This window comes from Glaciecola sp. 33A, assembly GCF_002836745.1.
Classification (GTDB): Bacteria; Pseudomonadota; Gammaproteobacteria; order Enterobacterales; family Alteromonadaceae; genus Glaciecola.
The window spans coordinates 25083-39714 of sequence record NZ_PJAR01000036.1 but is presented as its reverse complement, the minus strand read 5'-3'; the positions used below and the strand labels follow the sequence as shown (position 1 = coordinate 39714).

The window sequence follows — 14632 nt, the reverse complement described above, 5'->3', positions numbered from 1 at the left end:
CGCGTCTGGCAAACCATATCTAGCTTGTATTCACCATCAGTAGCAAGATCTAAATTCATAATTGAACTCAGATTTTGTAATGACAACAAGAAAACTAAAAATTGTCTATCGGGATAGAATCGGCTTCGTATTGCAGTAACGGGTGTTGCAGAAAAATCGCTGGAAATAGCCTAATTTAGACCACCTTAAACATATTAAATTGAGTTAGCATGAACTCGATTAGATGCTCGCTGGCAAGTGGTCCAAGTGTTGCAAGTGCTGCAATTGCGCGCGCAAAAAGCGTCTTATGCAATAAAGAATGACGCCTAATCAGTGTATTGATTTTCCTTTAAACGCGTCTTCGCTTCAATCCACTGGCTCATGTATTTCGCACTGTTGATTGTATGATGTTGCATTACCTGTCCTATAAAGTGTTGCTGACGATGTTTCGTCAAACTAGACGTAATGAAGTCGATACAATGCATTAATTGTTTAGACTGTTGTGCATAGTTAAATATTGATGAATATAGAGGCTGACTTTTATTGCTGGCCAGAGTCCATTCTTTTTCATTTGTATATAGGGCAATGGATGATTTAATAAAGGCGTTAGTTGATGATTGAATGTTATTAATAGCGCCTGGCCACAATTCAAATTGATCTGACGACTGGTTGACTAAATTGGTAATATCAGATTTATCGCTGCGCGGCATTGGTATAATATTGCTGGCATCAAAATCACCCTTGTCGTTCTCGTCCAAAGTTGCCGGTAATAATCCTTCAGCGCCAATGTCTGTGGTAACCGATGGTGTACTGCATTGCATGGCGTCTACCAATTTCCCTTTGATACCGGCACCAAAATTCAAAGGAGCTAATAAAACACGAGCGCTACCAATAACTTCTTTCGCCTTTTGTGCGTAACCGTGCACCAAAAATCCCTGTTTTTTATTTTCCAGTAGTTTTGCTTTTGGTGTTAGATACGAACCGTAAATATGACAGCGAGCACTGGGCAATGCTTGATGAATTTGGGGCCAAATTTTTTGTTTTAGGGTAAGTACGGCATCCCAATTTGGTGCATGTCTGAAGCTGCCTATACTAATAAAGTCAACTCGTTGAGCATAAGTTTTTAGCGATTTTACCGTTAATTCAGGCAGTAGAAAAGGGCAGTAATGTAAAATAGTCTTAGGTATTGAAAATACCGTCGTGAGTAATTGATACTCATAATTGGAGAGTAAGATACTGAGATCGCAGCGTATAATCGATGCTAGTTCTCTTTTACAAATATCGCTGTATAAATAACTGTTAGCTTGCTCGGGTATATCTGCATTGACGTCGCTTTTGTTAGTATTTTTGTATGCTTGGTGGCGAGCATCACGCAAAAAATGCAGATCTTCACAATCCAATATTTTCATGCATAAAGGCGCAGATGAAGAAACACGCCACCCAAATTGTTCTTCACTGATAAAACGATCAAAAACAGCAATATTTGGCGCATACTGACACACAAAAGTATCAAAGCTGCTGTCATTTAAGGTTATTGGTTGCTCCTTAACACCTATTGTCGTTAATGCAACCGAATGCTCTGATTTGTCAGCAGCACAAGCAAACGTGACTTCGTAGCCATTGCTAATGAATAAATTTATATAGCTGAGTATATTTTGTCCAGCAGCGGTAGATGTTGGTTCTGGCCATACCAAACCAATAAATAGAACTCTATTATTCGATTGTTCTAACACAATTACGGCCACCTTTCTTGGCTTTGTACAAAGCAGAATCTGCGCGTTTTATAGCAGCTTTAAAGCCATTACTACCAAGCGAGCTCTGTGCAATACCAAAACTACAGGTGACCTTAACAATTTCCTGTTTTACAGAGGAATATCTTCTATTTTTTGACTCGGAGGCAGACTTTTGTGACCTATTGTGAACTCGAATTGCCATCGGATAGGATTCCAACTGCACGCGCAAATCTTCAATTGTTTCACGAACATCATCAATGTGTTTTCCATCAAATACCAGTGTGAACTCTTCGCCGCCGTATCGAAAAGCTCGACCTCTATTTCCCGTTTTTGCTATTCTGCTAGCGACAAGTTTAATTACATTATCGCCAGCATCATGCCCATATTTATCGTTGAAGTTCTTGAAGAAGTCGATATCTATCATTACAACGGCAAATTGACCAGAGATCTCCTGCGCATATTGTGTCAGTGAACGCCGGCCAGGGATCCCAGTTAACTCATCATTGAACGCCATATTTCGACTAGTAATGATGGCAGAAAATAGACACAGAACACTGCCCAGAATAGCAAACAAAATAATACTGAGTGAAGACATGTAAACCATAGCTAAGGTCGCTAAAGAGGCAATTGCAAATAAATAGATATTGTGTAATGACTTAATCAGTAAAATAACGAGTGCCATTGCACTGATGCTGACTAATACAAATTGCAGCGGCGATAACAAGAGGTTTTGAAATGGCGATTTAATCCCAATACCGCTCAATGCGCGCTCTACAATGTGTAATATAGGCAATTCCAATGTCGCAATAAGCAAACTAAAAGATCCCCATGCGACCAAACTGCCAAACAGATAAATAACACTTTTGAGTATCTTGTGAGCTGGAATTTTAATGAGACCAAAAATCGGTAGTAAGGTAATAAAAGATAATAATAAAGGTTTGCTATCGGTGACAATTTTTAGGTTTTCAGTTGTCTCTTTTAAACCAGGAATAATATAAAAATGTGAGATGGTGATGAAGGCTATTATGCTCGCAGCGTACATGGTTAATGCTTGTCGCATAGCTAGATTGAGTATAATAATGAACAACAGGCTTATGCATACAAAAGGGACAAGACTCGCGACTGGAAATGACAGTAATGATGTCGTACTGTTAATAATCAAAAACATTAAGCAAACAGAAAGTATTGCCACAAAAATGATGGGAAGCGCCGTTTTATTTGCGGACATAACTCTTCTTATTTTTAACTGCTTGCATTGTTCGATGCCTTTTCCAAAAGTCATATTATGCTATTGATAACTTATCAATATAGCGGCGCGAAACGACGATGATATCACTGTATAATTCAGCGGTTTACTAATACTTATTATTTTGACATTATTAAACAGGCGACAAAAGTGTCAAAAACACACGGAAGTTGCAAACTATATACCTTGTACATGGTCACGGTCGGCATAAGTTTATTCTATCCGGCTACCAAACATCAGACTACATCCTAGATTGCGTCTGCATAACCGCAGGCTTGGATACAATAATATGTTTATCCCTTGAAGTAACAAGTAGATTAGTGTAAAAAAATATTATTAGCTATTAAACGGGCGTATTATTAAAGACGTTACGCGTGAATGTTCAGTACCAGGATGGTTCAACCGCCACCAGAAAATTGAAAATGTTTAAAAAGGTAATTATGAACGCAATTGATTATGCAAAAAAAGTGTCTGACTTATTCGCCGTACCAAAGACTGCTGTCAGAGTTAAAAGTTTAATTGATGACGATCGTTCTGACGCAAATAGCATATCTGCCGTTTTACAGACCGACCCGGGCTTAGCTGCGCACATTCTCAAGCTTGCGAATAGTGCAATTTATCGCTTTCCAAGAAAGATAGATAAATTACAAAGAGCCATTCAGGTTATTGGCACTTCTGCAGTGTATGACTATGCATTGGTATTTGGCTTATCAAATGCGTTTAGTAAAGAGCAAAGTCAATTTGTCGACTTAGATAAATTTTGGGAACAAAGCGTCAGTTGCGCTATTTTGGCTAAACATTTCGCTATCTCAAAAGGCATTAAAGATCCCGATAGATTATTTGTAAATGGTCTCCTTCATAACATTGGCGAGCTAGTCGTTTTAAAATTAGATCCAACACTGGCAAAAGATTGTGCGCGTTTTGATGCGAAACTCAATCCAAAAGAATGTCAGTATGATGTGCTTGGTTTCACTTACGCTGAAATTTCAGCAGCACTGGTGCAGCAGTGGATGTTACCGGATTCAATTGTATCTACCATTGCGATGCAGCACCACGACGATTCAGCGGCTGAAACGCCTGAGGTTCAAATTATGCAGTTAGCGTATGAACTCTCTATTATCAACACCTTCCCTCATCATTATAACTTCGAAACACATTTACCATTTTTTATGTTTGAATCATTGAATTTAAGTCGTGATGACATTGAGGAAGCACTTGATAATACTAACTACCAAGTTGAACAAGTTATCCATTTATTTAACCCTGATGCATTTAAAGTCGCTTAGCTAAGTAAATAGCTAAGCGCAACAATACTTAGTCAAATATTGCAACTGTTTGTCTGCTAATGGCAATAAGTTCGCCATCTTTATCCCATATGTTCGCTTCAGTATGTCCATATCCATCTGCCGCATGGCGTGTGTGGGCTTGGTAAGCCAACCAGTCATTGCCTGAAATCGTTCTTTGTGGATGAATAAATTCTAAATTCCAACTAACTGAACTGGCCGGCGCTGGTGCGCTCAGCATCTGTAAAAGTGTCGGCGGCCAAGCATCAATGATACTAATAAGGTGGGCGTCGGTAAAAACTGCTGGGGCCTTTTTGAATTTCATCCAACCATGATAATGCGAGCTTTTTTGTGTTGAAAAAGGCAGTCCGCCATCTTGAATCGATAAATCGAGGTGTTCTAAAAACGCCGGTGTTACCTTTGGAGCAGCACGAATGAAGGCATCCCGCAATGGCGATGCTATGTTATGAGTGTCTTGATTTGGCACTGAAATGCTTGATTCTCGACTATTCCCAAAGCAAATTTGCGACACAACACAGGTTTTATTCTCTTGTATGGCTCTTACCATGACGTGGCTAACGTTCTTTCCCTCACGCAAAACTTCAACGGTGATGGTAAAAGGTTTCTCTGCAATTAGTGGCCCAACAAAGTTAGTTGAGTTTGATCGCATTACTCTTTCTTGCTCAATATATTCTCGCGCTGCAGCATATAACAAGCCAGCTGATAAACCACCATACGCTGTGCGGCCTTGCGACCAACCTGAAGGAATGGTTAATACTAAATTAGGATTGGATTTTTGTGTTTTTGCTAATGCAAGTAACTCATCAATATGCATTGATTATGCTTAATGTAACTGGTCCGATATGACTATTTTGTCTGCAATGATCTTGAGTTGCAAGTAACTTCAACCTACTTATACTTATGTTCACAAATCATTAACATCAAGTGGCAAAGTCGTCATAGCTGATCCAATATGGACGTTGAATACAAATTTGGAGTGATTGTGGCTGATTCAATAGAAATACCTGATGTATCAAAAGGGGCTGAGAACATAAAGCCATCTCGAGCCTATCGTAACTACGTACTTATCATCTTAACGCTAGTGTATGCATTTAATTTTATAGATAGGCAAATCATCGGCATTTTATCGCCTTTTATCAAAGTGGACTTAGGCTTAGATGATGCTCAACTCGGTTGGCTTAAGGGTTTTGCATTTGCATTATTGTATACAGTGGTCGGCATTCCTATTGCTTGGTTAGCTGACCGTTACAACAGAGTCAACATTATTGGTATTTCCTTAACACTATGGAGTGGCTTCACGGCACTGTCGGGTTTTGCTGCTAATTTTTGGCAATTAGCCATATTGCGAGTTGGCGTTGGTATTGGTGAAGCAGGCGGCAGTCCTCCGAGTCATTCTATTTTGTCAGATTTGTTTGATAAAACTGAGCGCGCAAAAGCGTTAGCATTTTATTCTTTGGGCATACCGTTTGGTATCATGGCCGCTTATTTTGCAGCTGCATTTTTTCTTGATGGCGGCTCAGCCGATTGGCGTACTGTTATGATTAGTGTTGGACTGCCTGGTGTTTTTTTAGCTATCTTGATGAAACTCACCGTCAAAGAACCAGAGAGGGCAAGGGTATCGAATGGTCCTCAACAAATGGACTTTATGATATCCGTAAAACGTTTACTAAAAATCCCGACTTGGTGGGGAATGTGCTTAGGAATTTCTTTCGGTTCGTTTGGTAACTATGCAATATCAACGTGGATTATTGACTTTTACGTTCGAATACATCCGGATATGCCAATTCAAGATCTATTGATTGTTTTCGGTATTGTGAATGGCACTGCTTATGCTTTGGGTGTTTGGTTAGGTGGTGTAATTGCAGACAAGTGGGGTCGGAAATCTAAACGGGCATATGCATTGTTACCTACTCTTGCTTTGATCATTGGTGTCCCTTGTTTCTACTTCTCCCTGCAAGTTGGCAGTGTTTGGTTGTCAATTGGTTTAATGACGGTGATGCTGTTTGCAAGCGGAATGTATTTAGGGCCGTGTTTTGCGATTGCGCAAACGCTGGCACCGGTCAATGCTAGGGCGATGTCGACTGCACTGTTCTTCTTTGTGTTGAACATTATTGCTCTGGGTGGTGGGCCAACAATTATTGGACTTTTAAGCCAGTCCTTGTCAGCAACGATGGGCGAGGCGGAAGCCTTGCGGACATCCCTCAGTTGGTTGTTATTACCTTATCTATTGTCTATCGCTACATTTTATTGGGCATCCACCAAAATAGAACATGACTGGCATGAAGCTGAAAGGATGCAGGCGTTAGACTAAGCGCCTGTCATCCACAACACTTGCTATACTTTGCCCTTGTTGTAACCTGAGAATAGCGAGTTCACTTTCGTTCGCCATTGTGTCGTCCCACTGTTGCAATTTAGGTTGCATTAATTTGTACCAAAGAGGTGGCAATAGTACCAGTACTATTGTCGAAATATAGCCACCGATCATTACTGGTGCATCAGGCATGGCTTCTAATTTTTCGAAGGGTACTGCGCCTTTTGCATGGTGGTGACTATGGCGAGGCAAATTAAACATTGCCCAACAACTCACTTTTCTATTGGTATTCCATGAATGTTTTGGCATCACACGCTCACGAGGGTGGCGGACTAAGCCGTAATGCTCCATGTAATTTACAATTTCAAGTGTAATTTTAGCAGCTAAACCGATACCAGAGACAAAAAATACGCCTTGCCAATTGCCTACTAAAAAAACAAACCCTAACCATGCAGCTGTCATTAACCAACCGGTAATGAATTGATTATGTAAACTGAAGCTCCTTTGTTTTTTTCGATTGAGTCGTTTTACTTCTATTTGCCACGCTGATTTGTTGGTACCCCATACGGCGATTGGCACATGTTTATAAATAGAACGGCCACGTGGAGCAGTCACTGGATCATTTTCGGTAGCAACATGAACATGGTGATTAAATACATGCTCAATTGAAAAACTGGCGTCAAAACTGAGTGCCATTAAACAACGTCCCGTTGTTACCGCTTTTTTATTTCCAATTCGATGTATTAATTCATGACCAACAACGGTTGCGATACCACTAAGCATTAGGCCGCAAAAAATAACAGCGACAAAAATTTCAATAATCGATGTGTTTGCTTTGGCTGCAATAAAATCATATCCCAGAATAGCAGATAGCGAATGCATTGCGGCCCAATCATATGGTGTAACCAACCAAATACAAACGGTCAGCAAAATAAAAGTAGTTGGAACTGATGCATATAACATCGCGTTCAGTGCCCACTTTTTTGTCAATTTAGGTTGACTAAGGTCTTCGCCAAAAAAGGTATCACCGATAATATAAAATGCAATAAAAGTACCAAATCCGAATAAAATCCAATGCTGCGCAAAAAGTACCGTGCTGACCCCTAACAACGTGGTAATAAAGTAATTAGTAAATTTTAAATAGTGAAACATGTCATTTCTCCTTTTCTGATGTTGTTACTTTCTCACGCTTTCAAGCAATGAATAATATCAATGCATGCCATCAGTTAGTCATTTGTTGCCAATTTGTTATTTTTAGCGTAGTTTAATTTAGTCGTTATTCGCTTATTTTTAGGCGGAAAATCAACCCTACATTGGAGAATTTAACTCAATGACTGAGAGGATTAGCTTGCCAACCTATTATTTTGGACACGTAATAAGTGTGCTAAAACAATCAGGTATTGGCATTGAAAAGTGGCTCGCGTCACAACGATTAGACTTGGCTAAGTTGTTAGAAGCTGACGCTAGGGTGAGTGTGCAGCAGTTTGATGGTTTAATTAAAACAGTCATTGAAACTCGCGGATTCGAAGACCTCGGATTATCAGTTGGTAAAAGGTTAGAAATTGCACATCATGGTGATTTTGGCTTGGCTATATTGAACAGTGCCACTTTACGCCAGGTGCTCGACTTTCACGTTAAGTTTTTACCAATCAGAGTGCCACTGATAAAACTCAATTACGATATTGGTGGGTCACAAGTATTGGTGACGTTAACAGATGAGCATTGGCAGGGAAGTCTTCACCGCGCAGTTATTGAAGCTGTAATGATAGCAATTGTGAATATGTTGCACGTCATTAAGTTTCAAGACAACAGTCAATTGCTTATCGATGTGGTTACGTTTGATTACGCCAAACCGAACTATGAGGATAAGTATCGATACATTAAAGCAGCTAAGCTTGAATTTAATAAACCGAATTGTTCATTGCTTTTTTCAAAGCAATTCATTGATAAGCCGTTGGCCTCGGCTGATGACTTTAGCTTCCAACGTGCAGTACTCAACTGTCAAAAAGAACTAGATTCTTACTTATATCAAAACTTAAGCACGGGATATCGCGTAAAAAGAGTGTTAACGCAAGATGACGGCATAAGCTTCAGTCTAGACGATGTTGCACAACAATTGCACGTCAGCAAACGATCTTTACATCGCTCCCTTGAAAGGGAAGGGACGAGTTTTAAGGTATTACTACAAAAAATAAAAACAGACCGCGCAGTGACATTATTGCAACAAGGAAAAACAGTGACTGAAGTCGCAGATTTATTAAACTATTCAGATTGTGCCAACTTTACCAGAGCATTCAAAACATGGCTTGGCGTTGCCCCTAGAGAATGGATAGCAAGAAACAGGATAACAAATGCAACAAAGTGAAGCGCAGAACAAGACAAGTGACAAGAAACTCATCCTACACTTCGCTCATGCTAATGGATTTCCGGCAAGTAGCTATACAAAACTGTTTGCTAATTTAAGTGACAATATCGAACTGATAGCATTAGACAAATTCGCTCATAATCCGGAGTTTATATTAAACAATAATTGGGAAAATCAAGTCAATGAACTGATTCAGTATGTTCAAATCAAACAAGCCGCAATAGGTGTTAACTTGCCTGTCGTGTTAGTTGGACATTCATTTGGCGCGGTGATCTCTTATTTAGCCTGTTGTAAAAAGCCTGCTATGTTTTGTGGTTTGATTATGCTGGATCCGCCGTTAATTACCGGTCTCGCGGGCTGGATATTCAAGTTTGCGAAGAAGAGTATATTTATTGATAAAATAACGCCTGCGGGTAAGACTAAAATGAGGAATACAAAATGGCACCATAAAACCGATCTGGTGCAGTACTTTAAGAACCGAGCGCTGTTTAAAAATATGGACGTTGATTGTATTGCTGACTATGTTAACGCCGCAACACGTGAGCATCAGGGGCAAAGATTACTGCATTTTGATGTGCAAGTAGAAGCTGATATTTTCAGAACCATTCCCGACAATCTGCATAAGCACTACGGCAAATTACAAACCCCTAGTTATTTGTTAACAGGTAAGCACACTGACGTGTGTATTCCAAAGCTTCGAAATCACTTTATTAAGGGCAATGCAGCGATTACACATGAGTCACTTGATTTTGGTGGGCATATGTTCCCACTTGAAAGGCCGATTCAAATAGCGTCTCGAATCAATACCTTGATTGCCGGTTTTCTTGCTCAACGATAAGTAACATTGTTTTATTAAACGCCCTTTTAAACGCCCTTTTAAACGCCCTTTTAAACATACTGAGCGTTTTTATTCTGTTATTCATCGTAGCATAGACGTTGATATTAAAAAGGGGCATACGCCCCCATATATAGTCTAATTAAAAAGGAACTAAAGGTTTTCTAATTCAGTTTTTGTGACTAACACAACACCATTTTCTGAGACACGAAAGCCTCTCGCTCTGTCATCATCATGATTATACCCAATTACAGTGCCCTCAGGAATTTGACAACCACGATCAATAATTGCTTTTTTTATTTTTGAGCCTGCACCAACAGTTACTTCTGGCAGGACCACGGTCTGTTCAACTCGACTACCCGAATTTACTCTTACATTACTAAAGCAGATGCTTTCAATTAACGTGGAACCAGAAATAATACAGCCACCAGAAACCACCGAATTTAGGGCGTCACCGCGATTTTCGTTGCTCTCCATCACAAACTTAGCGGGCGGTAATTGTTCTTGGTAAGTCCAAATAGGCCATTGCTTATCATATATATTCAATGCAGGAACAGGAGTCACTAATTCCATGTTAGCTTCCCAGTATGAGTCTAGCGTACCCACATCTCGCCAATACGAGTCATTCTTGCTACTTTTTGAAAATTCAAAAGCATATACGTCATGATTGTCGATAATCGCTGGAATAATATCTTTGCCGAAGTCTCTTTCTGAGCCCTTTTGTTGCGAGTCGCGTTCTAGTTGTTCGAATAAAAAAGCAGTGTCAAAAACATAGTTACCCATAGAAGCTAAACAATAACCAGGTGAACCTGCTAGCGGAGTTGGCTCAGAGGGTTTTTCAACAAACTCGATTATCTTACTATTTTCGTCAATTGATATAACGCCGAAGGCATTTCTAGCTTGCTCAATAGGTACTGCTATCGTGCTGACTGTCATTTTTGCGCCAGACTCAACATGTTGTGCAAGAATATGGCCGTAGTCTTGACGATAAATATGGTCACCGGATAATACCATTACATATTTTGGTAGCTCATCTCTTATAATATCAATGTTTTGATAAACGGCGTCGGCTGTACCTTGATACCATTCTTCTGAAAAGCGTTGAGACGCAGGTAAAATTTCGACTGATTCGCCTAGTTCTTTTTTAAAATGTCCCCAACCACGCACCAAATGCCTAATTAAAGAGTGTGACTTATATTGCGTGAGGACACCTATATTGCGTATCCCAGAATTAACACAATTGGAAAGAGGGAAGTCGATAATACGAAATTTACCGCCGAAATAGAGAGCCGGTTTGGCCCGCCAGTCTGTCAACTCATACAACCTAGAACCTCTACCACCAGCTAATACAAGCGCATAGGTGTCTTTTGTTAAATTACTAATATAGCGTTCGTTATTATTTGTAGGCATTTAGCATTCCCTTATAAAATCCAAAAGAAAAAGTATATTAACCGGCTAAAAAATCCATTAATAAGAATTTATTAAGCTGAAATGTTAAAAAAATGTAGATTTAATTTAATATACACAACTTTTAAAAAAGTTGTGTATAAATCATGATATTGATTAGTCTGTTAGCACTTTTATTTGGTCGAGAGCAGCGACACTACTTTTTTGCCCAACACTTTGGTGCCATAAATAAAAGAACTCTTTGGTAATTGCTTGTTGAATTTTTAAGTTTAGTTCTACGGGGCAAAATAAGTCAATTGTTATGCAAATCTTGGCAAACTGGTTCGTATGCACATGGAAACTAGGCTCGATACTAATAAAATCAATATCCATTCTTTTTTCAATGAACTTTTTATAACGCTCTGCCACATCGGCAAAATCTTGGAAGTATTCTTGTGCACTTATTTCTAATTTATCAATAATTGGATTGACATCAATTAAAGGTTCACAGGTTATTGTGAAATGGTTCATGCTGTATCGTCTTAAGAAATTCAAGTTTTTGACTGTTTTTAGCAATAGTTGATTATTCGGAACAAACAAATGTTTTCCGGTATAGCTATTGGACTGCAAATCAACTTCGAGCATGGTGATTTTGGTCCAGTCAGAACCAATAACCTCACCGACACCGTCTTGCACTTGTATCCAGTCTCCGATGCGAAAGGGACGTGCACTTAAATAGTAAAAATAACCGATGAAGCATTGAATAAACTCTTTGGTAGCAAATACGATTGCAAACATAAATGCCGCGAGGGAGAGGGCAAATTGCTGTATTTCGCTAGACCACAGCACCAGTATAAAAAAAACTAAACTGATATTAAGGGAGTTGTTTGATGTGTTTACTTGTGAGCGATAATTTTTATTAAGCTTTTTACCTCTATCGACCAGAACACGTTTCAAGATTGAATTAATCACACCAACTAAGATAATAAGAGAGACCGAAATAATCGTCTTTTGTAGGTTGGTATTTTCTAGGTAGACAATAAATTGGTCTACTAACATGGACGTGTAACACCTTTTAAACGCGCTAGTAACTTGTAACGTAAGAGTAACAGATTGCTTAGCTAAACGCGAAATACGAATACCTAGCCCAAGTTAGCTAAAATTACTAATATAAAAAGAGCAATAAACTAGGAATTACAGTAACCTTGAGGGTAAATAAGAGAGGTTTTGTGAACAAACAAAGCGTTAAATTTCGCATCATTGTTGCGCTTGTGTTGAGCAAGTTGACTGATATTTTGTTGTCGGCTAAAACAACACTGCCTACATTGTTGAATATCCTAGGTGCTCCATCCTGGATGCTCGGTTTGTTGGTTCCGCTTCGAGAGTCGGGATCTTTGTTACCCCAAGCTTTGATGAGTGGTTGGCTGATAACCAAAAATAGTCGTCGTTTGCCTTGGGTAATTAGTATGTTAACGCAAGCATTTTTTATTGGCATCATGATATTCGTACCACTTTTAGTGCTGCCATTATTTATGGATCAAGCTAGCCGACGTTATGCAATTAGCATTGGACTGCTGGTGCTAGTGGCACTAACTGGATTAAGTTTGGCCAGAGCAATGACTTCCCTCACAATGAAAGACATTCAAGCCGGGCATTTGGACAAAGGAAAGCGTGGCAACGTTGTCGGAATTGCTTCCACTGCTGCGGGTGTTTTGTCTCTATTATTTGGCGCATTTACCCTTTTGTCTGGTAAAATGGACGAACAAGTTATACTGATAATCGCGGTATTATGTGTTGTCGCGATGCTGGTCAGTGTGCTGACCTTAAAAAACCTTGAAACGAAGGTAGAAAGTAAACGCGGTGTTGGCGATAATGCGGCCAAGGAATACTTAAGTGCGGCAAAAATAAAAGCTTATATTGCCACGTTCTCAGGTCAACTTGGGTTATTTATCTTAGTGAGGTCATGTTTTGTACATACTGCACTAATTGCGCCATTTTACATTATTTGGGCGAGTAGCTTATCGTCACAAAATGGCTTGATTACATTATCCAGTTTTATAATAGCGCAAGCATCTGCGAGCATTTTATCTTCTTATACTTGGGGGACGCTTTCTGATCATAATGCGAAATTAACCATGCAATTGGGCGCACTCATGGTGTTATTGGTGTGTTTAGCAACGGTGTTTATCATTCAGTTTGAGCTTGCTCAATCTATCCATTCAATTTGGTTTATTGTTGGCTATTTTTTAATAAGTGTCGGGCATAATGGGGCCCGTTCTGGCCGCAAAATATATGCCTTAGATGTCAAAGAGGGTGCCGACAGAACAGACTTTATTGGCAAGGCCAATACATCAATTGGAGCTGTTATTCTATTCTTGGGCGCGTTTTACGCAACCTTAACATTTTCAGGGAATCTTATTTTGTTTCTAGTGATTGCCCTAGGTCTGAGCATCGGGTTGTTGCTTAGTGTATTCATGAAAAACTAAAATTATATAGAAAACCGCAGTTTTCAATTTTTCTTAAAGCGCCGATAACGCCATTTTAAGGCGTCGCTTCACCCACTTTTGATCCGTTATTACGATTTAGCTTAGCGGATATTGATTTTCCTACCTGAATCAGCTTGTCTAAATTTATTCCAGTGTCTATGCCCATGTGATGCAGCATGTAGACCACGTCTTCGGAGGCGACATTGCCCGAAGCACCTTTGGCATAAGGGCAGCCACCAAGACCAGCCACAGAGCTATCAATAACGCGTATACCAAGTTGAATAGCAGTTAATATATTCGCCAGCGCTTGACCATAAGTGTCATGAAAATGGACGGCTAATTGATTACTCGGAATAACCTGCAAACAAGCTTCTATGAGGGCTTTGGTTTTTAGTGGAGTACCAACGCCGATAGTATCACCCAGTGAAATCTCATAGCATCCCATGTCCAGTAGCGCTTTGCTGACCCAGACAACGTCCTCAATCTTTATATCGCCCTCATAAGGACAGCCCATTACGCAAGAAACGTAACCACGTACTGGAATACTAAGCTTTTTTGCTTTTGCTACAACAGGCGCAAATCGTTCGAGACTTTCTTTAATACTGCAATTAATATTTGTTTGTGAAAATGATTCAGAAGCTGCCCCAAAAATAGCCACTTCTTGAGTGTTAACTTGCATGGCCAAATCAAACCCTTTTATGTTTGGGGTTAATGCACTGTAGCGTATACCTTCACAGCGCTTTATTGCTCGCATAACTTCATCTGAAGAAGCCATTTGCGGTACCCATTTGGGTGAAACAAAGCTTCCTGCTTCAATGCGTTTACAACCGATCATTGACAATTGGTCTATAAAATCGATTTTGTCTTGTGCGCTTAAGCTTCTTTTTTCGTTTTGCAGACCATCACGCGGGCCTACTTCAACGATTTCGACTGTCTTTGGTAGTAAATCAAACATTGAGATTACCTTGTTTATGGCTTTGAAAGGGC

Annotated in this window: 12 protein-coding genes; 5 read left to right on the top strand and 7 right to left on the bottom strand. The window is 39.7% G+C overall.

All coding sequences use genetic code 11. The features are described from left to right. Nucleotides 1-305: 305 nt before the first annotated feature. Together CXF81_RS07395 and CXF81_RS07390 are read right to left on the bottom strand one after the other, a co-directional pair. On the bottom strand, nt 306-1712 hold the full coding sequence (locus CXF81_RS07395; protein ID WP_101180721.1) for a glycosyltransferase: 1407 nt from the start codon (nt 1710-1712) through the stop codon (nt 306-308). Continuing rightward, nucleotides 1693-2940 carry a GGDEF domain-containing protein gene (locus tag CXF81_RS07390; protein WP_101180852.1) on the bottom strand — a complete coding sequence of 416 codons (1248 nt, stop codon included), beginning with the start codon at nt 2938-2940 and terminating at the stop codon, nt 1693-1695. Before CXF81_RS07390 ends, CXF81_RS07395 begins: the two co-directional genes overlap by 20 nt. Nucleotides 2941-3398: 458 nt before the next feature. Between CXF81_RS07390 and CXF81_RS07385 the strand changes: the two genes are divergently transcribed. Beyond that, entirely contained in the window at nt 3399-4244 is an 846-nt protein-coding gene (locus CXF81_RS07385; protein ID WP_101180851.1) for an HDOD domain-containing protein, read from the top strand. A gap of 28 nt (nt 4245-4272) precedes the next feature. On the opposite strand, the gene CXF81_RS07380 is transcribed toward CXF81_RS07385, so the two are convergent. Further along, nucleotides 4273-5076, bottom strand: coding sequence for an acyl-CoA thioesterase II (locus CXF81_RS07380; RefSeq protein WP_101180720.1), 804 nt, complete (start codon nt 5074-5076; stop codon nt 4273-4275). Nucleotides 5077-5244: 168 nt separating this feature from the next. Between CXF81_RS07380 and CXF81_RS07375 the strand changes: the two genes are divergently transcribed. Continuing rightward, nucleotides 5245-6573: an MFS transporter gene (locus CXF81_RS07375; protein WP_101180850.1), complete on the top strand. Its 1329-nt coding sequence runs from the start codon at nt 5245-5247 to the stop codon at nt 6571-6573. Here the strand turns inward: CXF81_RS07375 and CXF81_RS07370 are convergent. Continuing rightward, the gene (locus CXF81_RS07370; protein ID WP_101180719.1) at nt 6565-7725 is read right to left on the bottom strand and encodes an alkane 1-monooxygenase; all 1161 of its coding nucleotides are present in this window, start codon (nt 7723-7725) and stop codon (nt 6565-6567) included. The two genes, CXF81_RS07375 and CXF81_RS07370, sit on opposite strands and share 9 nt — an antisense overlap. A gap of 178 nt (nt 7726-7903) precedes the next feature. Between CXF81_RS07370 and CXF81_RS07365 the strand changes: the two genes are divergently transcribed. Continuing rightward, nucleotides 7904-8938: an AraC family transcriptional regulator gene (locus tag CXF81_RS07365; RefSeq protein WP_101180718.1), complete on the top strand. Its 1035-nt coding sequence runs from the start codon at nt 7904-7906 to the stop codon at nt 8936-8938. Further along, nucleotides 8925-9776: an alpha/beta fold hydrolase gene (locus CXF81_RS07360; RefSeq protein ID WP_101180717.1), complete on the top strand. Its 852-nt coding sequence runs from the start codon at nt 8925-8927 to the stop codon at nt 9774-9776. The genes CXF81_RS07365 and CXF81_RS07360 overlap by 14 nt, the downstream gene beginning before the upstream one ends. Before the next feature lie 150 nt (nt 9777-9926). Here the strand turns inward: CXF81_RS07360 and glgC are convergent, their stop codons facing one another. Together glgC and CXF81_RS07350 are read right to left on the bottom strand one after the other, a co-directional pair. Then, a complete protein-coding gene (glgC, locus tag CXF81_RS07355) occupies nt 9927-11183 on the bottom strand; it encodes a glucose-1-phosphate adenylyltransferase (RefSeq protein WP_101180716.1) in 1257 nt (418 codons plus the stop codon). A gap of 153 nt (nt 11184-11336) precedes the next feature. Then, on the bottom strand, nt 11337-12218 hold the full coding sequence (locus CXF81_RS07350; protein WP_101180715.1) for a mechanosensitive ion channel family protein: 882 nt from the start codon (nt 12216-12218) through the stop codon (nt 11337-11339). A gap of 170 nt (nt 12219-12388) precedes the next feature. Here CXF81_RS07350 and CXF81_RS07345 point away from each other — a divergent pair, with 170 nt between their 5' ends. Beyond that, the gene (locus CXF81_RS07345) at nt 12389-13645 is read left to right on the top strand and encodes an MFS transporter permease (protein ID WP_232771833.1); all 1257 of its coding nucleotides are present in this window, start codon (nt 12389-12391) and stop codon (nt 13643-13645) included. A gap of 55 nt (nt 13646-13700) precedes the next feature. Here CXF81_RS07345 and CXF81_RS07340 read toward each other — a convergent pair whose 3' ends face one another. Then, on the bottom strand, nt 13701-14600 hold the full coding sequence (locus CXF81_RS07340; protein WP_101180714.1) for a hydroxymethylglutaryl-CoA lyase: 900 nt from the start codon (nt 14598-14600) through the stop codon (nt 13701-13703). Nucleotides 14601-14632 lie beyond the last annotated feature (32 nt).

Bases quoted from the DNA above. Each gene is read 5' to 3' on its own strand.
- CXF81_RS07390 (WP_101180852.1), bottom strand. From the start codon at position 2,940: ATGTCCGCAAATAAAACGGCGCTTCCCATCATTTTTGTGGCAATACTT.
- CXF81_RS07385 (WP_101180851.1), top strand. From the start codon at position 3,399: ATGAACGCAATTGATTATGCAAAAAAAGTGTCTGACTTATTCGCCGTA.
- CXF81_RS07380 (WP_101180720.1), bottom strand. From the start codon at position 5,076: ATGCATATTGATGAGTTACTTGCATTAGCAAAAACACAAAAATCCAAT.
- CXF81_RS07370 (WP_101180719.1), bottom strand. From the start codon at position 7,725: ATGTTTCACTATTTAAAATTTACTAATTACTTTATTACCACGTTGTTA.
- CXF81_RS07365 (WP_101180718.1), top strand. From the start codon at position 7,904: ATGACTGAGAGGATTAGCTTGCCAACCTATTATTTTGGACACGTAATA.
- CXF81_RS07360 (WP_101180717.1), top strand. From the start codon at position 8,925: ATGCAACAAAGTGAAGCGCAGAACAAGACAAGTGACAAGAAACTCATC.
- glgC (WP_101180716.1), bottom strand. From the start codon at position 11,183: ATGCCTACAAATAATAACGAACGCTATATTAGTAATTTAACAAAAGAC.
- CXF81_RS07350 (WP_101180715.1), bottom strand. From the start codon at position 12,218: ATGTTAGTAGACCAATTTATTGTCTACCTAGAAAATACCAACCTACAA.
- CXF81_RS07340 (WP_101180714.1), bottom strand. From the start codon at position 14,600: ATGTTTGATTTACTACCAAAGACAGTCGAAATCGTTGAAGTAGGCCCG.